General features: G+C 66.3%; 23 protein-coding genes. 10 read left to right on the forward strand and 13 right to left on the reverse strand.

From position 1 onward, the window contains the following. Positions 1-3: 3 nt before the first annotated feature. The 3 genes from ATO6_RS03040 to rpoN all read right to left on the reverse strand — a co-directional run bounded on the left by ATO6_RS03040 (position 4) and on the right by rpoN (position 3,587). Complete coding sequence (locus ATO6_RS03040) at positions 4-783, reverse strand: enoyl-CoA hydratase-related protein (protein WP_088622452.1); 780 nt, start codon at positions 781-783, stop codon at positions 4-6. Between the two features lie 35 nt (positions 784-818). Next, positions 819-2,051, reverse strand: a complete 1,233-nt coding sequence (locus ATO6_RS03045; protein ID WP_088623384.1) for a CaiB/BaiF CoA-transferase family protein — start codon at positions 2,049-2,051, stop codon at positions 819-821. 120 nt (positions 2,052-2,171) lie between these two features. Beyond that, positions 2,172-3,587 (reverse strand): RNA polymerase factor sigma-54, encoded by a 1,416-nt coding sequence (gene rpoN, locus ATO6_RS03050; protein ID WP_088622453.1) that lies wholly within the window; start codon positions 3,585-3,587, stop codon positions 2,172-2,174. Positions 3,588-3,855: 268 nt separating this feature from the next. On the opposite strand from rpoN, the gene ATO6_RS03055 reads away from it, so the two are divergent. From ATO6_RS03055 to ATO6_RS03080, 6 genes are all read left to right on the forward strand, one after another. Beyond that, the gene (locus tag ATO6_RS03055) at positions 3,856-5,517 is read left to right on the forward strand and encodes a sigma-54-dependent Fis family transcriptional regulator (protein WP_088622454.1); all 1,662 of its coding nucleotides are present in this window, start codon (positions 3,856-3,858) and stop codon (positions 5,515-5,517) included. A gap of 83 nt (positions 5,518-5,600) precedes the next feature. After that, positions 5,601-6,158 carry a carboxymuconolactone decarboxylase family protein gene (locus tag ATO6_RS03060; RefSeq protein ID WP_088622455.1) on the forward strand — a complete coding sequence of 186 codons (558 nt, stop codon included), beginning with the start codon at positions 5,601-5,603 and terminating at the stop codon, positions 6,156-6,158. A 29-nt stretch (positions 6,159-6,187) separates the two neighbouring features. Further along, complete coding sequence (locus tag ATO6_RS03065; protein ID WP_088622456.1) at positions 6,188-7,561, forward strand: MmgE/PrpD family protein; 1,374 nt, start codon at positions 6,188-6,190, stop codon at positions 7,559-7,561. A gap of 123 nt (positions 7,562-7,684) precedes the next feature. Continuing rightward, entirely contained in the window at positions 7,685-8,131 is a 447-nt protein-coding gene (locus ATO6_RS03070; protein WP_088622457.1) for a tripartite tricarboxylate transporter TctB family protein, read from the forward strand. Further along, positions 8,131-9,624 carry a tripartite tricarboxylate transporter permease gene (locus ATO6_RS03075; protein ID WP_088622458.1) on the forward strand — a complete coding sequence of 498 codons (1,494 nt, stop codon included), beginning with the start codon at positions 8,131-8,133 and terminating at the stop codon, positions 9,622-9,624. Before ATO6_RS03070 ends, ATO6_RS03075 begins: the two co-directional genes overlap by 1 nt. A gap of 87 nt (positions 9,625-9,711) precedes the next feature. Next, a complete protein-coding gene (locus tag ATO6_RS03080; protein WP_088622459.1) occupies positions 9,712-10,725 on the forward strand; it encodes a tripartite tricarboxylate transporter substrate binding protein in 1,014 nt (337 codons plus the stop codon). 63 nt (positions 10,726-10,788) lie between these two features. Here the strand turns inward: ATO6_RS03080 and ATO6_RS03085 are convergent, their stop codons facing one another. Then, positions 10,789-11,664, reverse strand: a complete 876-nt coding sequence (locus ATO6_RS03085; protein WP_088622460.1) for a LysR family transcriptional regulator — start codon at positions 11,662-11,664, stop codon at positions 10,789-10,791. Between the two features lie 117 nt (positions 11,665-11,781). Here ATO6_RS03085 and ATO6_RS03090 point away from each other — a divergent pair, with 117 nt between their 5' ends. Beyond that, the gene (locus ATO6_RS03090; RefSeq protein ID WP_088622461.1) at positions 11,782-12,777 is read left to right on the forward strand and encodes a hypothetical protein; all 996 of its coding nucleotides are present in this window, start codon (positions 11,782-11,784) and stop codon (positions 12,775-12,777) included. A gap of 5 nt (positions 12,778-12,782) precedes the next feature. On the opposite strand, the gene ATO6_RS03095 is transcribed toward ATO6_RS03090, so the two are convergent. From ATO6_RS03095 to ATO6_RS03130, 8 genes are all read right to left on the reverse strand, one after another. Then, positions 12,783-13,688, reverse strand: coding sequence for an AEC family transporter (locus tag ATO6_RS03095; protein ID WP_088622462.1), 906 nt, complete (start codon positions 13,686-13,688; stop codon positions 12,783-12,785). 180 nt (positions 13,689-13,868) lie between these two features. Beyond that, positions 13,869-14,879 (reverse strand): TRAP transporter substrate-binding protein DctP, encoded by a 1,011-nt coding sequence (gene dctP / locus ATO6_RS03100; RefSeq protein ID WP_141101922.1) that lies wholly within the window; start codon positions 14,877-14,879, stop codon positions 13,869-13,871. A gap of 27 nt (positions 14,880-14,906) precedes the next feature. Then, on the reverse strand, positions 14,907-16,193 hold the full coding sequence (locus ATO6_RS03105) for a TRAP transporter large permease (RefSeq protein WP_088622464.1): 1,287 nt from the start codon (positions 16,191-16,193) through the stop codon (positions 14,907-14,909). Further along, complete coding sequence (locus ATO6_RS03110) at positions 16,190-16,777, reverse strand: TRAP transporter small permease (protein WP_088622465.1); 588 nt, start codon at positions 16,775-16,777, stop codon at positions 16,190-16,192. The genes ATO6_RS03105 and ATO6_RS03110 overlap by 4 nt, the downstream gene beginning before the upstream one ends. Before the next feature lie 92 nt (positions 16,778-16,869). After that, complete coding sequence (locus ATO6_RS03115; RefSeq protein WP_088622466.1) at positions 16,870-17,727, reverse strand: CoA ester lyase; 858 nt, start codon at positions 17,725-17,727, stop codon at positions 16,870-16,872. Next, the gene (locus ATO6_RS03120; protein WP_088622467.1) at positions 17,727-18,185 is read right to left on the reverse strand and encodes a MaoC family dehydratase; all 459 of its coding nucleotides are present in this window, start codon (positions 18,183-18,185) and stop codon (positions 17,727-17,729) included. Before ATO6_RS03120 ends, ATO6_RS03115 begins: the two co-directional genes overlap by 1 nt. A gap of 11 nt (positions 18,186-18,196) precedes the next feature. Further along, a complete protein-coding gene (locus tag ATO6_RS03125; RefSeq protein ID WP_088622468.1) occupies positions 18,197-19,363 on the reverse strand; it encodes an acyl-CoA dehydrogenase family protein in 1,167 nt (388 codons plus the stop codon). Between the two features lie 4 nt (positions 19,364-19,367). Beyond that, positions 19,368-20,570 carry a CaiB/BaiF CoA-transferase family protein gene (locus tag ATO6_RS03130; protein WP_088622469.1) on the reverse strand — a complete coding sequence of 401 codons (1,203 nt, stop codon included), beginning with the start codon at positions 20,568-20,570 and terminating at the stop codon, positions 19,368-19,370. Positions 20,571-20,701: 131 nt separating this feature from the next. Between ATO6_RS03130 and ATO6_RS03135 the strand changes: the two genes are divergently transcribed. After that, on the forward strand, positions 20,702-21,475 hold the full coding sequence (locus ATO6_RS03135; RefSeq protein ID WP_088622470.1) for an IclR family transcriptional regulator: 774 nt from the start codon (positions 20,702-20,704) through the stop codon (positions 21,473-21,475). A gap of 3 nt (positions 21,476-21,478) precedes the next feature. Here the strand turns inward: ATO6_RS03135 and ATO6_RS03140 are convergent, their stop codons facing one another. Continuing rightward, positions 21,479-22,024, reverse strand: coding sequence for a LuxR C-terminal-related transcriptional regulator (locus tag ATO6_RS03140; RefSeq protein WP_088622471.1), 546 nt, complete (start codon positions 22,022-22,024; stop codon positions 21,479-21,481). A gap of 83 nt (positions 22,025-22,107) precedes the next feature. Here ATO6_RS03140 and ATO6_RS03145 point away from each other — a divergent pair, with 83 nt between their 5' ends. Together ATO6_RS03145 and ATO6_RS03150 are read left to right on the forward strand one after the other, a co-directional pair. Further along, positions 22,108-23,268 carry an acetyl-CoA acetyltransferase gene (locus ATO6_RS03145; RefSeq protein ID WP_088622472.1) on the forward strand — a complete coding sequence of 387 codons (1,161 nt, stop codon included), beginning with the start codon at positions 22,108-22,110 and terminating at the stop codon, positions 23,266-23,268. Beyond that, a complete protein-coding gene (locus ATO6_RS03150) occupies positions 23,265-24,782 on the forward strand; it encodes an AMP-binding protein (RefSeq protein ID WP_088622473.1) in 1,518 nt (505 codons plus the stop codon). Before ATO6_RS03145 ends, ATO6_RS03150 begins: the two co-directional genes overlap by 4 nt. The last annotated feature ends 137 nt before the right edge of the window (positions 24,783-24,919 follow it).

Below are 24,919 nucleotides of genomic sequence, written 5' to 3' on the forward strand. Positions count from 1 at the left end.
GCCTCAGTGTCCGAACTTGGTCGCATCCGGCTGGCGCCGCCCGGCAAAGCTCTCCTTGAGCTCCTTGGATTCCTCGGTGCCCAGGTACTGGCTGAGCAGCAGGTCGTGGGTCACGCGGGACAGGCCGCCGACGCCGCCGTGGCGGGCGTTGAACGCACCCTTGATCGAGGCCAGCGCGAAGGCGCCGCGATCCGCGATCTCCAGCGCGAATTCCTTGGTCTTCTGGGCCAGCTCCGCATCGGGGGCAACGCGGTTGATCAGGCCGATTTCCATGGCCTGCGCCGCGGTCAGCTTGGGGTTCGCGTACCACATCTCCTTGGCCTTCTTCTTGCCGACGAGATCCTCGAGGTACCACGTGCCGTAGCCCGCATCGAACGAACCCATCATCGGACCGACCTGACGGAAGATCGCGGATTCCTTGGCGATGGTGACGTCACAGACCATCTGCAGCACGTTGCCGCCGCCGACGGCAAAGCCGTTCACGCTGGCGATCACCGGCTTCTGCAGCTTGTCGATGGCCTCGTACATCTCAAGCGTCGGCAGGGTGCCGGCGTAGAGCTTGGTCTTTTCCATCCCGTCCTTGGACCCGCCGATGCAGAAGAACCGGTCGCCCGCGCCGGTCAGCACGACGACGCGGGTCCGGGTCTCGCGGCGGATGCCCTCGATGCAGTCGCGGATCTCGTGGCACATGGTCTCGGTGAACATGTTGCCGTCGTCCGGGCGGTTCATCGTGATGGTCCCGATCGGGCCGTCTTCCTGATAGATGATTTCCTTGAACGCCATGTCTTGTCCTTCCTTCATATTCAGTTTCGATACCGTCACTCGGACGGCTTGAGCTCGCGCAGGATGGCCTGCGTATCGGCACCGAGGCGCGGCGGGGCGAGGCGCGCGGTGCTGGCCTTGCCGTTGATGCGGATGCCAAGGCCGATCTGGGGCAGGATCCTGCCCTGATCGTCCTCGACGGCATAGAAAAGATCGCGCGCCCGGAGATGTTCGTCCGCTGCGACCTCGTCCACGCGGTTGATCGGCCCGGCGGGCACGCGGGCGTCGCGGAAGACGTCCAGCCAGTGCGCGCGGGTTTCCTTGAGCAGGAGCGACTGGATCCGCTCGACGATCTCGACGCGGTTCTCGCGACGGTCGGCGTTGCTGCGGAATTCCTCGCGCGCCGCGAATTCGGGATCGCCGAGCGCCTTCCAGAACCGGTTCCAGATCGCATCGGACCCGAGACCCAGCGTGATCGGATGATCCGCCGTTTCGAAGGGCTGGTAGATCGCGATGACGCTGTCGCGTCCGCCCGTCCGCTCGGGAATCTCGCCCGCGCCGAGGTAGGGGGAAATCCGGCAGGACAGGAAGCGGGTCATGCTCTCGACCAGGCTGACGTCGATGCACTGGCCCTGCCAGCCGTTCCGGTGACGTCCGGCCAGTGCGGCCATCGTCGCCATCGCGGCGTCCTGACCGGCCAGCATGTCCGCCGCCGGAGCGCCGATCTTCTGCGGCTCGGCCCCGGCGGGGCCGGTGATGTCCATGATCCCGGAATAGCCCTCGGCGATCAGGTCGTAGCAGGTCAGGTTCGCCCGCTCGCCTTCCAGACCGAAGCCCGTGATGGCGACGAATATCAGGCCTTCGCGCTCCTGCTTCAGCGTGTCGTAGTCGAGGCCCAGCTTCTTCTGCACCGACGGCGGCTGGTTGGTCACGACTACGTCGGCGGTCCGCACCAGCGCCAGCAGGTCGGCGCGGCCCGCTTCGCTTTGCGCGTCGATCACGACGCTGCGCTTGTTGCGGTTCACCGCCGCGAACCACAGCGCCTGCCCGTGCAGGAACGGCGGACCCCAGGCGCGGGCATCGTCACCGGCGGGGCGTTCGACCTTGATGATCTCGGCCCCGAAATCGGACAACAGCATCGTCGCATAGGGGCCGGCGACCGACGTCGTCAGGTCGAGGACACGGACGCCGTTCAGAAAGCCGAAGGTCTGTCCCGACTCCACGATCGGCAGGGTTTCATAGGGCAATCCGGTCGATTGCTGCTGCTCTGCACTTGGCTGGTTTGTCATGGCCCACATCTCTTGTCTGTCACCGAACTACAGATGCAATCCCCGTGCCAAAATGCGGTGTGAGGCGTTCACAGGTGGCTGGTGTCCCGGCCCCGCGGGACCGCGCTCAGCCACGCCGCTTCACTCCGCGGCGGCCATGAAACCGCGCGAGACCGGCAGGGGCGCCTTGAGCCGCTTGCGTTTGCGCGACGTCGGAATGTCCATCATCTCGCGGTATTTCGCGACGGTCCGCCGCGCGATGTCGATGCCTTCGGACCTGAGCGTGTCCATGATCGCCTGATCGGACAGGATGGCCGAGGGCTTTTCCGCATCCACCAGTTGCCGGATGCGGTGGCGGACGGTTTCCACGGACAGCATGTCGTCGCCATCCACCACGCCGAGCGCGTTGGTGAAGAAGAACTTCAGCTCGAACATGCCGCGCGGGGTCATCATGTATTTGTCCGCGACGGCGCGACACACGGTGGATTCATGCAGATCGACCTCGGCCGCGATATCCTTGAGCGACAGCGGCTTCAGGCTGCCCGCGCCGTAACGAAAGAAGTCGCTCTGCTTCGTCACGATCTCGGTCGCGACCCGCAGGATCGTCTGCGCCCGCTGGTCGATGTTGCGCGCCAGCCAGTTCGCATTGCGCATGGAGTCGATCATGAAGCGCTGCTCGGCCGTGCCGTCGATACGGGCGCTGATCCGGGCGTGATATTCCCGGTCGATCAGCACGCGCGGCATGACGTCGGTGTTCAGCGCGACGCTCAGCGTGCCGTCCTCGGCCATCTCGACGTGGATGTCCGGCAGGGCCATCACGAGCGGTTCGGCATCGAATTGCAGGCCCGGACGGGGATCGAGTTCACGGATCTGGCGGGCCAGTTCCATGACGCCTGCAGCATCCACGCCGCAGACACGGGCCAGCGCGTCGATCTTGTAGTCGCCGAGCAGCCCGAGGTTGCCGAGCAGCGCGCGCATCGGGGCTGTCAGGCGGTCACGTTCGGCCAGCTGGAGCGACAGGCATTCGGCCAGATCGCGCGCGGCGACGCCAGTCGGCTCGCAGGACTGCACGGTGCGCAGGACGGCATCGAACCGGTCCGCGGGCACACCCAGCAGATCGGCCATGATCTCCGTGTCGCGGCGCAGGTATCCGTCGGCGTCCAGCGACTCCACGATCTCGCGCGCGATCAGGCGATCGACAGGCGCGTCCAGCATCAGGTCGACCTGTGCGATCAGGTGGTCCCGCAACGAGACGCGCGCCTCGATATACTGATCCGGCCCCGGCATATCGTCGCCGGCGCCAGAGATCGGCAGCCGCAATGCGGCGTTCGGGCAGGACTGGCGATTGTTCTCGACACCGCGCGCCGCCTCGCTTTTCGCGGGCATGTCCGACGCGCCGCCGACGACCTTTATCAGCGGGTTGTCGTCCGCCTGTTCGCGCAGGAATTCCTCGAGTTCGTGATTGCCGTATTGCAGCAGCCGGATCGACTGGATCACCTGCCCGGTGATCGACAGCGACTGCCGTTGCTGCTGAAACTGGTTCGGCCTGAGTTCCATATCTTCCCCCCTTCTTCCCCGACCCGGCTTTGTGCGGGCCATCCCCTTTCGGGGTGCTCCGGTCAGGCCGCGCATTTCAAAGCGCCGCCCCTCCTCGACCGGTTGGTGCCCTTGAAAGCAATAGACATGCCAAACACCGAGTCGCACCTTTGCATTTATTGAGGTCACGCATCAAGCTACTTTGTGGACAGGTTTGATTGACAAGTGTCCACGTCAAAGACACACCTAGTGTCGGCGATTGGAGAATGTGTCGCCATGGGAGGTTTGCATGAGTGCCGAAAGCGGTGAAGACACCGGGATAAAGGGCGTCCTTGTCACTGATAACAAAGGGAAATGCCTGCTCGCCTCCGGCGTGGCCGAAGATGTCCGAATCCGTGCGATCATTTCCGACCCCGAATGGCTGGAGGATGCCGCCGAACGCCGTTTCGTGCCGATCCTGCTGAACGACGCCCGGTTCGTCGGGCTCGTTTCACCTTATCCCGCCGGGTATGTTGTCCTGATTTCCTCTCCGCCCGCGGACACTGTCCTGCAGTTCGTGATGCGCGTGGATTTCGCCTATGACATCCTGAACCACATCCTGAACGATCCCTACGACGCGATGACCATCGTCGACGCGAACGCCAAGATGGCCTATATCTCGCCCGTCCATGAAAAGTTCTTCGGCCTCGAACCGGGCGGCGGTGTCGGCAAGCCGGTGCGCGACGTGATCGAGAACACGCGCCTGCACCTGACGCTGAAGACCGGCGTCGCCGAGGTCGGGCAGGTCCAGCGGATGAAAGGCGTCGACCGCGTCGTGTCGCGCTACCCGATCCGCCACGGCAAGAAGATCGTCGGCGCCATCGGGCGGGTGATGTTCAAGGGCCCGCAGCAGTTGGAGGCAATGGCGCGCAAGATCAGCGATCTGGAAGGGCAGATCGAGACCTACAAGTCGAACGCCCGCAAGACCAAGGAAAGCGGACCGGTCGATTTCCTGGACGCGATCATCGGCAACAGCCTCGCCATGCGGTCGCTCAGGGATCAGATCCGCAAGATCGCCCCGCTCGATATCCCTGTCCTGATCCAGGGCGAAAGCGGCACCGGCAAGGAACTGGTCGCGCAGGCGCTGCATCAGCTCAGTTCGCGCAAGGACCAGCGGATGGTGACGGTCAACGCCGCCGCCCTGCCCGCCTCGCTCGTGGAAAGCGAACTGTTCGGCTACGAGGCCGGCTCGTTCACCGGCGCCGACCGCAAGGGCCGCGTGGGCAAGTTCGAGCAGGCCGACAAGGGCACGATCTTTCTGGACGAAATCGGGGACATGCCGCTCGAGGTGCAGACAAAGCTGCTGCGGGTTCTGCAGGACCGGATCGTCGAACGGGTCGGCGGCGACAAGCCCAAGCGGGTGGATTTCAGGCTCTGCAGCGCCACGAACCGCGATCTGGAGGCCTTTGTCGAGCAGGAGAAGTTCCGGCTGGACCTCTACTACCGGATCAGCCCGGTCACCATCCAGATCCCGCCCCTCGACGAACGGCGCGAGGACATTCCGCTGCTGCTGAACCACTTCGTGTCAGAACTGACGGCCCAATACGGACGCGACCTGCCCGAGGTCGAGATGAAGATCGCCCATCACCTGATGGAACGGTCGTGGCCCGGCAACGTCCGTCAGTTGCGCCACGTCGTCGAACGCGCCTTTGTCTTCGCCGAGGGCAGCAAGCTGCGGCTGGAGGATTTCGAGAACGGACCGGGGGCAGATCTGTCCGCACCGTCCGAACAGTCCGCGCCGATGTCCACCACCGGCGGCGGATCGCTGAAGGACGCGTTGGAGGATCTGGAACTGCAGCTGATCAACGACGCGGTGATCCGGTTCAAGGGCAACAAGAAGAAGGCGGCCGAGCATCTCGGGGTGTCCCGCTCCTACCTCTACAAGAAGCTGGGGACCGGCACCGACGCCTGACGGGGGGCGATGCGGATTGGCATGAGTCTTGCTCCTGCCCCCACCGGGGGCGGCACTGTCGCCGGAGGAGCGAAGGACACGTCATGCCATTCATCAAGACACTGCCCGAGGACGCCGGGCCGCCGGTGATCTACAACACCTATCCCGACATCTACCGCCCGTGGTCGGAGATGAGCGAAGCCATGATGAACGGCCCCTCCGCCTTTTCCGCGGCGGAGCGCGAGCTGATCTTCACCCTCGCCGCCAAGGCCTCGGGCAGCGACTTTGTCTATGCCGCGCATTCCGAGGTGGTCTATGCCCGCGGCTATCCGCGCGGCATCCTCGACAGCCTGTTGGCCGGCGATTTCGATGTCGACCTGCCCGAAGCGTTGAAACCGGTGCTGGCGCTGGCGATCAAGCTGGCCGCGACGCCGAACGAAGTGACGCAGGCCGACGCCGACGCGGTGGCCGCAGCGGGCTGGGACGAGGTCGCGTATCACGACATCGTCTCCATCACTGCCCGTGCGGTCTTCATGCATCGCCTGACGGCGGGGTTCGGCTTCAACCCCATGTCCCCGGAGCGGGCCCGCCAGCGGGCACAGGCGCGGATCAGCAAGGGCTATCTGAACCTCTACCCGGATCTCGCCGCCAAGAAGGACTGAGCGATGGCCGTGACAGCAAGGATGATCGCATGACCTCCGGGACGATAGCGGAACAGATCGGCGCGTGGTGCAACCGGACGGAGCTTGGCGACATCTCCGAACCGATGCTGCGCCGGACCAAGCTGCACATCATGGACCAGATCGGGGCGCAGGTGAGCTGCCGGACGATGCCGACGGTCGAACTGGCCTTCGACTATGCCCGCCGCCACGCCCGCGATGGCAAGGCGCTGCTGGTCGGCACCGACGCGGGCGTCGATGCGGAATACGCGGGCTTTGCCAACGGCACCGCGGGCAGCGCGTTCGAGATCGACGACTACGGCGGCAACGGCGCCTATTCGCATCCCGGCTGCACGGTCCTGCCCGCCGTTCTGGCCATGGCGCAGGAACACGGAGCCTCGGGCGAGGATCTGCTGCGGGGCACTGCGCTCGGGTTCGAGACGATCATCCGGCTGGCCCGCGCGACGATGCCGTCGATGTTCCTCGGGCGAGGGTTTCACCACACCAGCGCGCTCGGCGCCATCGGGGCAGCGGTCGGCTGTGGCGCGCTGCTGCGCCTGCCGCCCGAGGTGACGGCGAACGCCATCTCGATCGCCGCAAGCCAGTCGGCGGGCACCACCGAATACGCGCAGAGCGGCGGCGAGGTGAAACGCTGTCACGCGGGTCTGGCCGTCGCCGCCGCGATCCGGGCCGTCCGTCTGGCGCAGGCGGGACTGACCGCGCCGCCGACGATCCTCGAAGGCAGTCGCGGTTTTTTCCAGGCCTATTGCGACACCTACGATGCGGCGCAGATGACGAACGAGCTGGGCACGCGCTGGTTCTTTCTGGAACACGCGGCCATCAAGCCCTACGCCGCCTGCGGCCTGTTCCACCACCATTTCGCCGCCTATGACGACCTGCTGGCCCGGCACGGGTTTGCCCCCTCGGACATCGAAAGCATCGAGCTGGGGTGCGAGCCGCTGATGATGATCCACAACGGCGCGCACGGGCCCGCACCCAAGGACATCGTGGGCGCGCAGTTCAGCAGCCAGTTTTCCATGGGCATGCACATCGTGCTGGGCCGCAACGACGTCGGCGCCTATCTGGACCAGCAGGCCGAGGGCTTCGCCAACCCCGAGGTCATCGGGATCGCCCGCCGGATCACCACCCACGAACGGCCCGAGTTCGGTGAGTTTCCGCCCCGTGGCAGCGTCGCGATCACGCTGCGCGACGGCACAACGGTCGAGGCCACGGGCTTTGCGCTCGGTTCGCCCGAGAACCCGCTGAGCGAGGACGACATCCGGGGCAAATACCTGCAGCTCGTGTCGCGCGACTACGGCGAGGATCTGGCCGAGCGGTCGATGGACATGATGCTGAGCCTCGAACTGCTGCCGGATGCGGGCGAGCTGCTGCGCCAGTTCGCGTGACCCCGAACACGGGGCGCGCCGTGGCACGGTAATTGCTCAGACCCGGCTGTCCGTGCGGCGTCGTCGCGACCGCCCGGACCCGGAACCGGGCCACGGGCCCGGCCAGTGGAGGAGGAGCGCGACATGAAGGTTAACACAGCGGCCCTTGCGGGGGCGGCCTGCCTGCTGATCGCCGGTCTGACCGGGGTCTGGTTCGGCACGGTCTACGGCATCGGCTCCGCCACCCGGATGGGGCCCGGCTTCTTCCCGGCGGCGGCGGGCGGCATCCTTGCCCTGATCGCCATTCTGATCCTGATCCTCGAAGTCCGCGGGCCGGAACCGGAGCACACGCCGTTCCCGTGGCGCCCCACCCTCGCCGTCCTCGGATCGGCCATCGCGTTCATGGTCGGCATCGCCTATTTCGGCCTGATCCCTGCCATCGCGCTCACCATCATCGTGTCGTCGTTCGGCGACCGACAGAGCAACTGGCCCGGCGTCCTGGTGCTGGCCGTTCTGGTTCCGGCGTTCATGGGCGTCGTGTTCATCTGGGGTCTGAACCTGCCGATCCCCCTGTTCAAGGCGCCGTTCTGATGGATCTGCTGGCCAATATCTCGCTCGGGCTGGAAACGGCCCTGCATCCGACTAACCTGATGTTCTGCTTCTTCGGGGTCTTCCTCGGGACGTTCATCGGGGTGCTGCCCGGCATCGGGTCGATCACCGCGATCTCGATGCTGATGCCGTTGTCATTCTACCTCGACCCGACGGCCGCGGTCGTGATGCTGGCCGGGGTCTACTACGGCGCGGAATACGGCGGCTCGACCGCGTCGATCCTGCTGAACATGCCCGGCACCCCCTCGTCGGCCGTCACCTGTCTGGACGGGCACCCGCTGGCGAAACAGGGCCGCGCGGGGGTCGCGCTGTTCATGACGACGATTGCATCCTTCGCCGGCGGATCCTTCGGCATCCTGCTGCTGCTCTTCGTCGGACCGGCGCTGGCCAGCGTGACACTGTCCTTTGGCCCCGCCGAGTACTTCGCACTTATGGTGCTGGGCCTTGTCGCAGCCGCCGCCATCGGCAACGACGCCCCCGCCAAGGGGATGGCGATGGTGGTCTTCGGCCTGCTGCTCGGCACCTTCGGGGCCGATGTGAACAGCGGCGTCGCCCGCTTCACCTTCGGCTCGCTCTACCTTTACGACGGCATCAACCTCGTCGTGCTGGCCATGGGCCTGTTCGGCGTGGCCGAGATCATCGCCTCGATCGGTGCGTCCAAGCACGAGGTGCCGGACAAGGTCACCTTCCGGTCGATGGTGCCACGCCGTGACGAGGCAAGGGGATTCCCGTTCCAGGCGCTGCGCGGGGCCAGCATCGGCAGTTTCTTCGGCACCCTGCCCGGCACCGGCCTGACGATGGCGTCCTTCGTCAGCTACGCGGTCGAGAAGCGCGTCTCGCGCAACCCGTCGGCTTTCGGCACCGGTGTCACGGCGGGCGTCGTTGCGCCCGAGGCGGCCAACAACGCCGCCGCGCAGACCGCGTTCATTCCGACGCTGACGCTCGGTGTGCCCGGCTCGGCCACCATGGCGCTGATCCTTGGGGCGCTGCTGATCCACGGCATCATTCCGGGCCCGGCGATGCTGGCCAACCACCCCGACACGTTCTGGGGCCTGATCATGAGCTTCTGGGTCGGGAACCTGCTGCTGCTGATCCTGAACATCCCGCTGATCGGCCTGTGGGTGCGCCTGCTGCGGGTGCCCTATCACTACCTCTATCCGATCATCCTCTCGCTGGTGTTCCTCGGGGTCTATTCGCTGAACAACAATGTCTATGACGTCGGCATGCTGCTGGTCTTCGGCGCCATCGGCTACGGCATGCGCCTTGGCGGGTTCTCTCCGGCGCCGCTGCTGATCGGCTTCATCCTCGGCCCGATGATCGAGGAGAACTTCCGCCGGGCGATGATGCTGTCGCGCGGCGATTTCGGGATGCTGGTGTCGCGGCCGATCACCGGCGCGATCCTCGCGCTCAGCGTCCTGCTGCTGGTCTGGATGCTGGTGTCGGCCATGGCACGACGGCGGGCGGGCGTCTCCTGACCGATCGTTCAGGAAATTGGCACGGTTCTTGCATCTGCCTCCTTGCTCGTCCGGCAGGCGCCGGGCGGCCAAGGAGGAGGTAGACCAATGAAAACCCAATATCACCAAGGGTCCCGCGACATGACCCGCCGCAGGGCGATCGTTGCCGCATCGGCCATGACACTCGCGGTGACCGCATTCGGCGGAACCGCCGCCACCGCACAATCCTATCCCGAGAAACCCGTGACGATGGTCATGCCGTTCTCGGCCGGCGGCACCGCCGACACCACAGGCCGCGTCATCGCCGAAGGCATGTCCCGCGCCCTCGGCCAGCAGTTCGTGGTCGAGAACCGGCCCGGCGCGACCGGCAATATCTCGTACACCAGCGTGGTGAATGCTCCCGCCGACGGCTACGAGGTCCTGATCGGCTATTCCGCGACCACCGCCTGCAGCCACGCGCTGATGTCCAACCTGCAATGGGAAATCGAGGACCTCAAGCCGCTCGGCATGTTCTCGGCCTCGCCCATGCTGCTGGCCGTGCACCCGTCGGTCCCGGCTGAGTCGCTGTCGGAGTTCATCGAATACGCCAGGGCCAATCCGGGCAAGATCAACTACGGCTCGCCGGGGATCGGGTCGCTGGTCCACATCATGATGGAATCCTTCAAGCTCAAGGCCGGCGTCGACATGTTCCACATCCCCTACAAGGGCACCGGGGCGCTGATGCCCGACGCGCTGAGCGGCGTGATCCAGGTGGCGATGTCGGGCCCGGCGGCGATCGTGCCGAACCACGAATCCGGCAAGCTGCGCGCGCTGGCGGTCACCGGGACGGAACGCTATGCGCCCACGCCGGACATCCCGACCATGGCCGAAGAGGGCGTCGAAGGGCTGGATACGGAATCCTGGTATGGCCTGTTCGTCCGCTCGGACACCCCGCAGGAGATCGTCGACACGCTGGCCGCAGGGCTGAAGACCGCGACCGAGGACCCGCAGGTTCTGGAACGCGCCGAAACAGCCGGTGTGCCGATCCGCTACCTGACCCCCGCCGAAATGGGCGAACGGGTCCAGAAAGAAGTCGCCGACTGTCGCGAGACGATCGAAAAGGCCGGTATCACCGCGCAATAGGCCCCGGTTGACCGTCAGCGCCCCGGCCGGATTGCGCCGGCCGGGGCGTCTGAAACGTGCGTATCAAGCAGTGTGTCGTCCGAACTCGCCCCTCAGCCAGTCGACGATCCTGCGGACGGTTCCCTGCCCCGTGTGATCTTCGGACCATGATACGAACAGCTGGTCCTGCGGCGGCGCGGGATCGACCCAGACCTCTGTCAGACGGTTGGCGGCCACGTCCGCCTCCACCATGTACCGCGGCACGATGGCCACGCCATGGCCACCGATCGCCGCATCCAGCGCCAGTGCCGAGCGATCGAAGTTCAGCAGTGCGTGAGGTCCGGTATGTCCGGTGTCCCTGATCAGCCTCTCCCATCTACGGTGCGCATCCTGCAGAAGCGGCAGCGTCAGCAGCGTGTCCGGTCCCATCGCCCAGTCCGGGCGGGGGAAGTCGGGGCTGCATACAGCGACCAGGCGGATATCCGTCAGCGGGACCGCGGTCCTGAATGGCCATGGCCCCGACACCCCGCCAGGCCAGATGGCAATTTCATTGCGACCCAGATCACGGGACATGCGGCGGCTGTGGACCTCTGTCCTCAGCGAGACGCCGGGAAACCGTTCCGCAAACGCGGCCATCCTCGGCATGAGCCATTTCGATGCGGTCGACGATCCGAGATGCAGCGTGACCTGACCGCCCGAGTCGCCAAGGCCCGACAGGTAGGTCTCGAGATCGCCAAGCGCCTGATCGACCGCAATGCGGCAGCGTTCGCCCTCCGGAGTGAGCGACACGCCACGCGCGCCGCGCTCCAGAAGCACGACGCCCAGGTCGAGTTCCAGTTGCCTGATCCGCTGTGACACCGCCCCCCGCGTCAGGTTGAGCTCTTCCGCTGCGTCCCCGAGCGTCCGGTGGCGCGCCACGACCGAGAATATGCGCAAGGCGTTGAGGTTGAGGTGTCGCAAGGTGGTGCAGCCGATAGTTTTTCTGAACGCTCGGGCAGATGTCCTGCTTTGTCAAACCGGCAGGCTGCCGTCACACAGGTCAGGCGCCACTCTGCGCGGCCAACAAGGAACACGACAATGACATCTGCCATCAGAGCTGCCACGGTTCAGGACATTCCCCAGCTTGTCACGCTGCTGATGGATGATGCCACGGACCGCCAGACAACGGATCCGGTTCTGTGGCGACTGGCCGATGACGCACGCGACCGAATCGCACAGGCGTTGAGCTTTGCCTTGACCGCCGAACAGCAGCCGGTCCGACAGTTCTGGCTGGTCTGCGAACGTGCCGGCGGGATTGTCGGCGTGGTTCATGCGATCATGCTGCCCGTGCCGCCGATCTACGCCGGGTCTTTCGGTGAACCGGGGCTGATCATGGCCGACAGTCATACGGCACCGGATGCCCCTGCCGGAACCGAGGATGCGCTGGTGGCCGCGGCCGAGACCGTGTTGCGAGAAGCGGGGGCGAAGATCCTCCTGTCGACCTATGTGACCGGGCAGGTTTGGGACCGGACGTTCGCGCAGCGCGGCTACGCCCCACTGACGCTCTACCTGTCCCGCACAGACATGGGCGACGCGGGACGGCCGCAGGGCCTCCGGGCCGCGACCGCAGAGGATGTGCCGGGTATCGTCGCGCACAGCGCCGCCAACCGGCGAACCCTTTGGCAGATCGAGCCGTTCTGGGAACCTCATACCGATGCCGATGCGCGGTTCGGCGCCTGGATGACCCGGAGCCTGACGCTGCGGGACCGCGACATGCTGGTGATGGGGCCCCCGGACGACCTGGCCGGCTATGCGATCGCCCAACCCGCATCGCGCACCCACTTTCCGTCGGCGCATGACATTTCCGGAACCGGTGTGATCGACGATTTCTACCACCTCGACTTTGCAGATCAGGACGCCCTGAAGAACGGTGGCGCCGGCGCGGTCCGACTGCTGAATGGCGCCGAAGCCGCCTTTGCCGCTCGGGGCATGGGGGCCGCATTCGTGGTCTGCCCCGCGGGATGGACCGCCAAGATCGAGATGCTCGAAGATGCGGGATACAGCACGGCGATGGTCTGGTCGATCAAGCGCTGACGCGCTCAGCCTGCGACGAGTGCGATCCAGAACGGCAGGGTGAGGCAACCCAGCAGGGTCGACTGCGCCACCATCCGCGCCACGAGCGCCCGGTCGGCGCCGAAGGCCGCCGCGAGGACGTGCGAGGCCGAGGCGGTCGGCAGCGCGGCGAACAGCGTCAGGACGTTGCGCGGCAGGTCGTCCATGCCGATCAGCCCGGTCGCGGTCCATGTCACCGCGGGCAGGATCAGCAGCTTGATCCCGTTGAACGCCATGTCGAACCGCGTCATCCGCGCGACCGAGGCCAGCGACAGGGCGGCGCCCACGGACAGCAGCGCCAATGGCAGGGCGGCCTGCGCGATGCGGGTGATCGCGCCGTCGATGACCGCCGGGATCGGAAACCCGGTCATTGCGACGATCAGCCCGCCGAGGCTGGCCAGAAGGAAGGGGTTCAGGGCGACCAGCCGCACGCTGCGGCCGAAGGACAGCGCGTTGCCACGGGTCAGCCCACCGACGGCGAGGATGTTGGCCAGCGGCACGGCAAAGCCGATAGCGACCGACATCAGCCCGACTGCGCCGTCCGGCAGGGCCTGCACGGCGATCAGCCCGACGGCCGAGTTGAAGCGCCATGCGGTCTGCCAGAGGCCCGCGAAGTCGAGGAACCTCTCTGGCCCCAGCCCCATGCGGCGGACGATGCCGCCCAGCGTGAAACCGGTCAGGACCACGCACCAGACGCCGAAGCCGACCGCCAGCAGCTCGCCCGCGCCGGGCGGGCTGGCCGAAGCGGCGCGAAACAGAAGGGCCGGGTAGAGCACGATGTAGTTCAGCCGGTCGATCGCCACCCAAAGATCCGCCGCCGTGACCCGGCGCAGGCCGACGCCCGCAAGGATGACCAGCGCGTCGGGGATGAGGGCGGAGAAGACGGTGAACATCGGCGGGACGGCCTGAATGGGGCGGTCAGTCGGCGACCGTCGCGATCCGACCTACCATCTGGCCCCGCCGCGTCAACGGGCGGCGAGCGTCCCGCATCGGCGGAATGGCCGACGGGCGCCGCGGTTTCCCGAGGCGCCCGCCGTCAGTTCAGGCAGATCGCGTGTGGCGCCGGGCCGGGGTTATTCGGCCTTCAGCGCCGCGCGGAATGCGTTCAGCACCTCGGTGCCGGGACGGTTGCGGCCATCGAGCTCGGCCGCCCATTCGTCGCCGATGGAGCCCATGGTCTGGGTCAGGCTGGCCATGTCGGCCTCGGGCAGCTGGACGAAGGTGATGCCGCCGTCCTTCATCGCCTGCACCTCGCCATCGGTCGCGGCGTCGGTTTCCGTGCAGCCGTTCAGCGTGGCCGCTTCTCCGGCCTCGGTCAGCGCTGTCTGCAGTTCGGGCGACAGGCTGTCGAACTTGCTCTGCGCGATCATCCAGGTCGCGACGAAAGAGCCGAAGTTCGCTCCCGTGGTCGAGGTCTTGAGATGCGGCACCAGATCGTAGGCGCGGATCGACCCGGTCGCGAAGGCGATGCCGTCGACCGTGCCGCGCGACAGCGCCTCGCGGGTTTCCGGTGCGGACATGGCGACCGGCACGGCACCCAGCTTGCTGAGGGCAAGCTGTTTCGCGGCGCCGGTGGCGCGGATCTTCTGGCCCGAAATGCTGGCCAGATCGGTGATGTCCTTGGCGGAATAGAGCTGGTAGGGCGGCAGCACCAGAACGGCCAGCACGCGCACGCCTTCGGGCGCGTATTCGGCCTGATCCAGCGTCCCGCCGGGCTTGGCGATTTCCCAGAATGCCTTGGTGCCCTGGCACGAGGTCTCGAACGCCTCGGGCAGCTCGCCGACCGAGCTGAGCGGCAGCTTGTCCGCGACGTAGGATGCCCCGACATAGGCGATGTCGGCCACGCCGGTCTGGACCAGCGACAACATGTCCTTGGCCTTGCCCAGCTGTTCGGCCGGGAAGTGCTGGAACGTGACGCCCGTGCTTTCCTGCGCGGCGGCCATCAGCGGCTCCAGCACGCCCTTGGTCATGTAGTGACCGACGGGCAGGCTGTCGGCGACGCGCAGCGTCACGTCCTGCGCGTGGGTTGCCATGCTGCTGGCGGTCAGCATCAGCGCGGCGGTAAGGGAAGTTCTCAGTTTCAAGGCAGTCTCCTCCTGTTGATGGACTGGCTACTGCATCGTTGACGGCAGCCAGAGGGTAATGGCGGGAAAGGCGGCGAGGATCGCGATGACGATCAGGTGGGCCCAGACATGCGGGGCCACGCCGCGAAAGATTTCGCCGACCGGGCGGCGCGTGTAGCGGGCGACGACAAAGACGTTCATCCCGAGCGGGGGCGTCACCATGCCGACCTCGGCGGTGACGACGATCAGCACGCCGAACCATACCGGATCGAAGCCCAGTTGCAGGATCAGCGGCAGAACGACCGGGACCGTCAGGATCAGGATCGCGATCTGGTCCATGAAGAACCCGAGGATCAGGTAGCCCAGCAGGATCACGGCGAGGATCGTCCAGCGCGACACCTCCATCGCGCCGACCCAGCTGGTCAGGTCGTAGGTTACCCGCGTCAGCGTGAAGAAGTAGCCGAAGACATGCGCGCCGAGGATGATGAACAGCACCATGCAGGTCGTCTGCGCCGCCGAGCGCAGCGCATGCCATGCGGCAGGCAGCGTCAGCTTGCGTTCCCATGCCGCGATCAGCATGGCGCAGAAGGCACCGATGCCCGACGCCTCGGTCGGCGTGGCGATGCCGGAATAGATCGTCCCCGTCACCGCAAAGAAAAGGATCAGCAGCGGCCCGACACGCTTGAGCGAACCGAACTTCTCGCGCCACGTATAGGACCGGCCCATCGGGGCCGCGGTCGGGTCCAGCCAGACCAGCACGGCGACGGTGAGGATGATCGTCACGGTCACCATCAGGCCGGGAATGACACCGCCGATCAGCAGCGATCCGATCGGGATGTCGGCGATGATGCCGTAGAGGATCAGCGCGATCGACGGCGGGATCAGCATGGCGAGCGTGCCCGAAATCGCGACTACGCCGCAGGCCAGCTTGTGCTCGTAGCCTTCCTTCAGCATCGCGGGGATCGAGGTGGAGGCCAGCGTGGCCGCCGCGGCGGTGGAGGATCCGGAGATTGCACCGAACCCGGCCCCGGCAATGGCCGTCGCCATGGCGACACCGCCGCGCAACCGTCCGACCCATGCCGTCGCCGCCTTGAACAGGTCGCCCGCGACGCCCGAGATGATGACGAACTCGGCCATCAGGATGAACATGGGGATCGTGATGATCTCGTAACTGCTGGCCGTGGACATCGGCGCGGTCTTGAGGATGCCCTGAAGGATCGGCCAGCCGCCGAACATATAGAGGCCGACCGCCCCCGAAACCCCCATGGCCAGAGCCACGGGCAGGCCGAACACGAGCATCGCGGCAAGAACCGCCAGAGCGATGGTGACGGTCATTCTGCATGCTCCGCGGCGGTAAGATCGGTGATCGGCGGCGGCGGCAGTTCCACCAGGTCGCGGCCCGCGATGGCGGACAGCGCATGGAAAACGGTCCGGTAGGCGCAACGCAGGACGAGGACGCCGACGCCGATGGTCAGCACCAGGTGGGACACCCATGTGGGCATGGGAACGATGGCCGCGATCCGTTCATCGGCGGCGTAGGTGTGCAACGCCTCTTTCAGTTCAAGCCAGGCGATGGCGAGGACGAACGCGGTCGAGGCCGCAAAGCCGAGGGACAACGCGGCGTGCTTAATCCGATGCGGGATCATCGGCTGGAACACGTCCAGCGCGATATGCCCGTGTTGCTGCATCGTGTCGGACAGGGCGAAGAAGAAGACCGCGCCGACCAGATAGAGCCCGATCAGGTCATAGGACCAGACAAGCGGCGCACTGAAGGCATAGCGCAGGATCACGTCCAGCATCACGATCAGCATGATCGCGGCAAGCGACAGCGCAGACAGCGCGATACAGACCGTCTCCATCTTCGCGATCCATGCGGAAATCGCGTTCAGGGGCACCTGCTTATGTGCCGGATTCGCCATCCGTCCTCCTCCCTTTCCGGGCCTGCGCCCGTCCCTCGCAGGTCCTCCGGCACACTAGCCGCAGGATCTGCGTTTTGTCTACAGTTTACATTTTACGAAATGAGACCGGCCGCGGACATGATCTTGCGCGCCGCCCGTTCGTGCGGCTTGTCGATCATCTGGCCGTCGATCCGGACCACGCCGGCCGATGGATCAGCGGCAAAGGCGTCCAGAACCTTCTGCGCCCAGGCGACTTCGGCCTCGGTCGGCGTGAAGGCGCGGTTCACCGGGTCCACATGCTTGGGATGGATCACCGCCTTGGCCCCGAACCCGTCGCGGCGCGCCTCGTTTGCCTCGCGCTCGACCACCGACAGGTCGTCCAGCACCGCACAGATCGTGTCGATCGCCACGACCCCGGCCGCCGCTGCCCCGGCGAGGCACAGGTTCCGCGCCAGCCGGAACGGTTCATGGAACCCCTGCCGCGCCCCGTTCTCGCGGGCGCCGAGCGAGGCGGCCAGATCTTCGGCTCCCCACATCATGCCCCACAGCCGTTCATCGCAATCCCGGTAGTCCCCCAGCGTGAACAGCGAGGCGGCGGTTTCCGTGGCGATGGCGATGATCCGGGTCGGCGGCAGGTCATGCGCCGCCTCGAACGCGGCGAGGTAGTTCGCCACCTTCTCCAGATCCGCCGGGCCCTCGCATTTCGGCAGGGCGATGCCATCCGGCCGGTGCGGCATGACGGCGGCGAGGTCGGTCAGCGTCATCCCGGTGTCCAGCGCGTTGACCCGCACGAACAGCGCAGGACCGTCACGCGGGGCGTCCAGCATCCCGGCGACGATTTCACGGGCGCGGGCCTTGGCCGGCACGGCGACTGAATCCTCCAGGTCGAGGATCAGCGCATCCGCCGCCCCCTCGCGCGCCTTAGCGAACTTCTTTTCGCTGTCGCCCGGAACGAACAGGAACGACCGCATCACGCCGCCTCGGGCGATTTGCGCATCAGCGCCATCCGCCGACACTGGCCGACGAGCGTGCCGTCGTGCTTGAAACACTGGTGCTCGAACTCGACCAGGCCCTGTGTCGGCCGCGATTTCGACTCTCGGACCGCGATCACCTTGGTCTCGGCCCTCAGCGTGTCGCCATGAAAGACCGGGGCGGGAAAGGTCACTTCTGAAAAGCCGAGGTTCCCGATCGTGGTCCCCAGCGTGGTGTCCTGCACCGTCATCCCGACCATGATCGCGAAGGTGAACATGGAGTTGAACAGCCGCTGCCCCCATTCCGTACCTTCGGCGAAGTGGGCGTCGATATGCAGAGGCTGCGGGTTCATCGACATGAGGCTGAACATCGTGTTGTCCGCCTCCGTCACCGTGCGGGTGAGCTCGTGTCGGAAGTGCTGCCCGACGTGAAACTGCTCGAACCAGAGACCGGCCATCGGGTCCTCCTTCAGTACGACTTGGGCAGGCCGAGCACCCGCTCGGCGATGAAGCACAGCGCCAGTTGCGGCGACACGGGGGCGATGCGCGGGATCAGGCTTTCGCGGAGGTAACGCTCGACGTGGTATTCGCGGGCGTAGCCGAACCCGCCGTGGGTCATGACGGACTGCTGGCAGGCGTTGAACCCGGCCTCGCCCGCCAGATACTTGGCCATGTTGGCTGAGGCGCCGCAGTTCTGCCCGGTGTCGTATTCCCAGGCCGCCTTCATGGTGATCATCCACGCGGCCTCAAGTTCCGAATGGCAGATCGCAAGCGGATGCTGGATCGCCTGGTTCTGACCGATGGGGCGGTTGAAGACGATGCGCTCCTTGGCATAGGCCGTCGCCTTGCGCAGCGCGGCGAAGCCCAGCCCGACCGCCTCGGCGGCGATCAGGATACGCTCCGGGTTCATGCCCTGCAGGATGTATTTGAAGCCTTCGCCCTCCTCGCCGATGCGATCGGCTTCGGGGATTTCGAAGTTCTCGAAGAACAGCTCGTTCGAATCCACCGCCTTGCGGCCCATCTTCTCGGTTTCCGAGACACGGATCCGGCTGCGGTCGAACGGCGTGTAGAACAGCGACAGGCCGTGCGTGGGGTTCTTGACCTGATCCAGCGGCGTGGTGCGGGCGAGCAGCAGGATGTTGTCGGCCACCTGCGCGGTCGAGATCCAGACCTTCTGGCCGTTGACGACGTACTTGTCGCCCCGCTTGTCGGCGCGCAGCTTGAGCTGGGTGGTGTTCAGGCCGGTATTCGGCTCTGTTACGCCGAAACACGCCTTTTCGCGGCCCTCGGCCATCGGCCGGATCATGCGGGCCTTTTGATCCTCTGTCCCGAAGACATCGACCGGTTTCAGACCAAAGATGTTGATGTGTACCGCAGACGCACCGGACAGGCCCGCCCCGGATTCCGCGATGGTCCGCATCATGATCGCGGCCTCGGTCACACCCAGCCCCGCGCCGCCCTGCGCCTCGGCGGTGCAGATCCCCAGCCAGCCTTCCCTGGCCAGCGCATCGTAGAAATCGGTGGGGAAGCCGCCCTTGCGGTCCCGTTCCAGCCAGTAATCGTCACCGAAATTGGCGCAGATGCGCTCGATTGCGGCCTTGATCGCTTCCTGATCTTCGGTCAGTGCAAAGTCCATCGGTTCAGTCCTCCCTTGGCAGGTGCAGGGCGCCCGACTGCGCCAGCCCCTCGATTTCATCCACGCCGAACCCGAGGCGCGACAGCACCTCGCCCCCCTGAGCCCCCATGGCGGGCGCGGCTTTCTCGGGAACGGCGGGCGTGCGTGAGAATCCGGCGGGCACGGCCATCTGCCGGATCGGTCCTTCGGTCGGATGCTCCGTCCGGGAAAAGAACCCGATCGCTTCCAGATGCGGGTCCGACATGACGCTTTCATAGGAATGCATCGGCATCGCCGGCACGTCGGCCTCGTCGAACAGCGCCAGCCATTCGGCGGTTGTGCGGGTCTTCAGGATCTCGCCCAGTTCGGCATAGACCTCGTCGATATGCGCAAGGCGCGCGGCGAAGGTCGCGTAGCGCGGATCGGCGGCGGGCATTTCGGGCCGGCCGATGGCGCGGAAGAAGCGTTCCCAGTGGCCATCGTTGTAGATCAGCGCGCAGACATAGCCGTCGCGCGTCGCATAGGGCTTGCGGTCGGGCGACAGGTGCCGCCGGTAGCCGCCGTTGTCGAGCGGCGGATCATAGGTCAGCCCGCCCAGATGATCGCCGAGGATCATCGACACCATCGTCTCGAACATGGGGACTTCGACCTTCTGCCCCTGCCCCGAGCGGTCCCGTTCCACCACGGCGGCAAGGATCGCGTTGACGGCGGACATCCCGACGATGCGGTCGGCGATGGCGGCGGGCACATAGGCCGGGGCATTTCCGGCGCGGGTAAAGCTGTAGGGGATACAGGCGCCGCCCTGGATCAGGTCGTCATAGGCCGGACGCCCGGCGTAGGGCCCGCGCTGGTCGAACCCGACCAGCGCCGCGTAGATCAGGCGCGGGTTCGCCTGATGCAGCGTCTCCCACGACAGGCCGAGCGCGGCCATCTTGCGCGGGCGGACATTCGTCAGCAGGACGTCGCATTCCGCGGCCATGCGCAGCAGCGCGCGATTGCCCTCGGCGGTCTTGAGGTCCAGCACGATGCTGTCCTTGGACCGGTTGGTGTTGAGAAAGATGGCCCCCATGCCGGGGTTCCGTGACGGCTGGATCTGCCGCACCAGATCGCCCGAAGGCGCCTCGACCTTGATCACCTCGGCACCGTAGTCGCCCAGGATCTGGGTCGCGTAAGGCCCCATCAGAATCGAGCTCAGATCGAGGACTCGAAGCCCCTCCAGCGGTCCCATTTCTTTCCTCTCCTCACATTTGTCCAAATATGTGGACAAATACCCCAATATTTGAAACAAATAAGTCAGAGCGATCCGCGCTTGTCAATCGGCTTGCGCGGGGACGTCCCATTGGTGGAGGACTGCCGGTCATGAGCGTCAAACAGATCGAGAACCTTCTCGCGCTGCTGGAATACTTCGCGGAGCGGCAGGAACCGGCGACGCTGGCCGATGTTGTCCGCCACTTCGGCTGGCCGCGATCCAGCGCCTTCAACATACTGACAACGCTTGTTGAATCCGGGTATCTCTATGAACCGAGGGCACGCGGCGGCTACTATCCGACGGTCCGCTGGCAGCAGCTCGGCGCCGCGTTCGCCGAGTCGGAGCCACTGCCGGACGCCCTGCACGCCATCATGATCGCGCTGTGGCACGAGACCGGGGAAACCATCTGGGTGTCAGCCCCCAGCGGGCTGTTCGCGGTGTTCCTCGACGTCGCAGAATCACCCGCCGCGGTCCGTTACGCGGCCCGCCCCGGCAAGCGGGTGCCGATCCATGTGACCGCGACGGGGCAGGCGCTGATGTCGCAGATGCCGGACCGCGATCGCGACGTGTTGCTGCGCAAGGCCGCCTATGGATGCTGGGGACCGAACGCGCCGGCCAGCGCCGACGAGGTGCGCCGCGATCTGGACGAGGGGCGCAGGCGGGGATGGTTCCGGTCGGCGTCGAACTATTCGCCCGATCTGGGCGGTGTCGCGATGCCGATCACGCTGAACGGCCGCACGTTTTCCGTCACCGTGGCGGGCCCGCTGTTCCGGGTGGCGGACAAGGCCGAAGCCCATGCGGAGGCCATCGTCAGGGCGACATCCGCCCAACTCGGACCCGGATACGACCCGAATGCCTGGCGCGCGGACCCGCTGCAGGACTGAGTGTCAGCCCGGCAGCGACGTCAGACAGCGCACCAGTTCCAGCGAATTGCGGACACCGAAGCGCGTCATCAGCCGGTTCTTGTGGACATGGACCGTGCGGGGCGAGATATCCAGCCGCCGGGCGATTTCCTTGGCGGTCAGGCCTTCGACCAGCAGCATACCCACCTGACGCTCGCGCCGGGTCAGCGCCGCAACCGGCCGTTCCGACGACAGGTCCGAAAAGCTCCAGACCGCGCGGGCCAGCGGATCGTCCGGATCCAGCGCCTGCCCCCGGACACGGCACCAGAACAGCGTGCCGTCGCGGCGGCGCATGATCCGTTCGTCGGAATAATGGCCGTGCAGCCCCAGTTCCCTGACCCAGTGTTCCCCGGTGTGGGTGAAATCCTCGGGCGAGGGATAGAGCAGCGCCAGCGACTGGCCGTCGAGTTCCGACGGGGCGTAGCCGAAGATCGTCGCGAACTTCCGGTTATAGCGCAGGACGACCCGATGCTCGGAATACATCAGCCCGACCGGGGCGTTCTCGAAAATGGCATCGACATCGGCGTGCATGTGAAGCTTTGCGATTAGGTAACTTTGCGGACTACCCGGCGCAGGGCGAAGGCGTAGAGTCCCGGCCCAAGCGGAGGATCATCATGCAACCATGTATCACTGGCTGGGGCCATACGAAATTCGGCGCGCTGCGCGACCGGAGCCTTGAGGACCTGATCGCCGAGGCCGCGCGCGAGGCGCTGGACCACGCCGGTATCGGCGCGGAGCAGGTCGACGGGATCTGGCTGGGGCATTTCAACTCGGGCATGGTGCCCGACGCCTTTGCTTCATCGCTGGTGATCGGCATGGACGAAGACCTGCGGTTCACCCCGTCCACGCGCTGCGAAAACGCCTGCGCCTCGGGGTCGGCGGCCATCTATTCCGCGCTGAACGCCATCAGGGCGGGCGAGACGAAGATCGCGCTGGTGGTCGGGGTCGAGAAGATGACCGATCTGGACACCGCGGGCGTGACCAAGGCGCTGGCCGGGGCTTCCTACCAGAAAGAGGAATCGGGCGTTTCATTCCCGCAGATCTTCGGCCGGATCGCGGGGCAGTATTTCCAGCGGTTCGGCGATCAGGCCGACACGCTGGCCCGGATCGCGGTCAAGAACCACGCCAATGCCATGGCCAACCCTCTGGCACACATGCAGAAACAGGTCAGCTTCGACTTTGCCAGCACGGTATCGGACAAGAACCCGATGATCGCCGAGCCGCTCCGGATGACCGATTGCTCACTGATCTCGGACGGGGCGGCGGCGCTGGTGATCGTGGCGCCGGAACTGGCCGGGGAGTTCCCCCGCGCCGTGACGTTCCGGTCGACCGCGCAGGTCAACGACGTCATGCCGATGTCGCGCCGCGACATGACCGAGCTTGACGGGCCGCGTGTCGCGTTCCGGCAGGCGTTCGACAAGGCGGGCGTCACGCTCGACGACATATCCTTTGCCGAGGTTCACGACTGCTTCACCATCGCCGAGCTGATGATCTACGAGGCCATGGGTCTCGCCCCCGTCGGGCAGGGCGCGCGTGCGGTCGCCGACGGCACGGTGATGAGGGACGGTCGCCTGCCGGTGAACCTGTCCGGCGGGCTCAAGGCCAAGGGGCATCCGGTCGGCGCAACTGGCGTGTCGATGCATGTCATGGCCGCCCGTCAGCTGACCGGGACGGCCGAGGGGATGCAGGCCCCCGACGCCGAACTGGGGCTGGTCTTCAACATGGGCGGCTCGGCCGTGGCAAACTACTGCTCGGTCCTCGAGGCCGCGAAATGAACCCGGCGGAGTGGCTGGCGCGCACCGCACGCGCGCATCCGGACAGGCCGGCGCTTTTCCTCGGGGCGCGGCACGTGACCGATTACGCCGGGTTTGCGCGGCAGGCGGGGTCGATCGCGGCGGCACTCGCCGCGCGCGGGATCGGGGCCGGGGATCGCGTCGCGATCTTTCAGCCGAACAGCATCGATTACCTGCCGCTTTTCTACGGAATCCTCTGGGCCGGTGCGACCTGCGTGCCGGTGAACGGCAAGCTCCACGCGCGCGAGGCGGCGTGGATCCTCGGGCATTCCGGGACACGTCTGGTCTTTGCCAAGGACGCCGATGCGCTCCGCGCGACCGAAGATATCGGGCAGACCGTCTGTATCGAAACCGGCGGGCCGGACCATGCCGCCATGCTCGACACGCAGCCGTCCGACTGGCCTGAGCCGATGGCGGGCGATGCGCCCGCGTGGCTGTTCTATACCTCCGGCACCACCGGACGGCCCAAGGGCGCGATGCTGACCTGCGACAACCTGCTGGCCGCCTCACTGTCCTATCTGGCGGATGTTGACGATGTCGCGCCCGACGACGCCGCGCTCTACGCCGCGCCGATGTCGCATGGCGCGGGGCTCTACAACTTCATCCATGTCCAGCGCGGCGCGCGGCACGTCGTGCCCGAAAGCGGCGGGTTCGATCCGGCGGAAATCCTGTCGCTGGCCCGCGAACTGGGCAATATCTCGATGTTCGCCGCCCCCACGATGGTCAAACGCCTTGTCGACCGCGCGCGGAGCGAAGGCTCGGACGGCGCGGGGATCAAGACGATCGTATATGGTGGCGGTCCGATGTACGTCGCCGACATCAAGGACGCGCTGTCGGTCCTCGGGCCGAAGTTCGTGCAGATCTACGGCCAGGGCGAGGCGCCGATGACGATCTCGGCCCTGTCGCGGGCGGACATCGCCGACCATACGCACCCGGACTGGGAGGCGCGGCTGGCCTCGGTCGGCCGGGCGCACAGTGTGGCCGAGGTTCGGATCCTCGACGCCGAGGGTCGGATCCTGCCGCCCGGCGACGTCGGCGAAATCGCGGTGCGCGGGCCGCAGGTGATGGCCGGGTACCTGGACAACCCCGAGGCCAACGCAAAGACACTTCGCGACGGCTGGCTGCTGACCGGGGATCTCGGGCATCTGGACCACGGGGGATATCTGACGCTGCATGACCGGGCCAAGGATCTGGTCATCTCCGGCGGATCGAACATCTACCCGCGCGAGGTCGAGGAGGCGCTGCTTACGCACCCTGAGGTCAGCGAAGTGTCGGTCATCGGACAGCCGGACCCCGAATGGGGCGAGATCGTCGTGGCCTTCATCGTGGCGGAACCGGGCTGCACCCCCGCCCCGGCGGATCTCGATGCGGCCTGCACCGCGCTTATCGCCCGGTTCAAGAAGCCGAAGCGCTACGTGATGGTGCCAGACCTGCCCAAGAACAACTATGGCAAGGTCCTGAAAACCGAACTGCGCGCCCGGCTCGGCGACGACTGACCGGCTGGCGAAACGATGACGGGACCGGCCCTGCCCGCCGCTGCCCGAGCGGCGGGCAGGGTGCATCCGCGCACGTAAAAGCGTTGCCTTCCCCCGGCCCAGGCCATAGTGTCGACACTGGAATACCAGACAGGCCA

Origin of the sequence: Oceanicola sp. 22II-s10i (assembly GCF_002210105.1) — a bacterium.
GTDB lineage: Bacteria > Pseudomonadota > Alphaproteobacteria > Rhodobacterales > Rhodobacteraceae > Pseudooceanicola.